The organism is Oscillibacter sp. CU971 (assembly GCF_905219725.1).
In the GTDB taxonomy this organism is placed as follows: domain Bacteria; phylum Bacillota; class Clostridia; order Oscillospirales; family Oscillospiraceae; genus Oscillibacter.
In genome coordinates this window covers 1-1049 of record NZ_CAJMXG010000575.1, presented here as the reverse complement: position 1 = coordinate 1049, position 1049 = coordinate 1, and the positions used below count along the sequence as shown (strand labels likewise).

Genomic DNA, 1049 nt, shown 5'->3' with positions numbered 1-1049 from the left:
GATCCAGAGTCTGGCAAGCGAATCATCAAGAATGTTCTGGGCCGAACCCAGGCAGAGGTCAAAGAGAAATTGAAAGTAGCTATTGCTGAGGGCCAGCGCTTAGATATCTCCAAAACTGGAAATTATACGGTAGCATCGTGGGTGCGAACGTGGTACGAGGTTTACGCAGAGCCCCGCATCCGCCCCAACACACGGGAATATTATACAAACTACATTGAGAACCACATCGTTCCGGGCATCGGCAAAATCATGCTGGACAAGCTGACGACCATTCAAATCCAACGGTTCTACAACAACCTCCAGAAGAATGGCCGGGTTCAACGTAAGGGATATCCTGAACTGAAGGATAAAAGCCTTAGTCCTCGGGTGGTTCGTGGAGTCCATACGCTGCTGAGCAATTGCCTGGATCAGGCGGTGGCAGAAAGGTTGATTCTTATGAATCCGGCTCAGGGCTGCAAACTGCCGAAGCTGGAGAAAAAGGAGATGCGCATCTTGCCGCAGGAGAAGATTGGAATGTACTTGGCGGAGGCGGAACGCCGGGGCCTTCTGGCCGCATTCTATCTGGAACTGACCACCGGCCTGAGAAGGGGAGAACTGCTGGCCCTGCTCTGGACGGACCTGGATGCAGACGCCAGAACGATCTCCGTTACAAAACAGGTCAACCGCATCAAAGGGGAGTTGGTAGTCAGCCCTCCAAAGACACAGAACTCCATTCGGACGCTGGCGATTCCACAGCAAGCGGTAGACCTTCTAGTCGAAGAACATAAAAAGCATCCTAGGAACCCATATATGTTTCCGTCACCGAAAACCGGAACAATGTACGATCCAGATGCCTTCCGCCGGACCCACGATAAGATCCTGAAAGCGATAGGAGCGGAACACGTCCGGTTCCATGATATGAGACATCTTTTTGCAACGCTGTCTTTAAAGAACGGTGTGGACGTGAAGACCCTCTCTGGTGCCCTGGGACATTACTCAGCGGGCTTCACGCTGAACACGTATACCCACGCAACGGCACAGATGAAGCAGGATGCGGCGGACACCATTGA

The 1049-nt window shown here is 52.4% G+C and carries 1 protein-coding gene; it reads left to right on the top strand.

The window, feature by feature from the left end; translation table 11 throughout:
• Window positions 1-1049, top strand: a 1049-nt coding sequence (locus tag JX325_RS17565) for a site-specific integrase (protein ID WP_204792285.1), incomplete at both ends; no start/stop codon positions are given.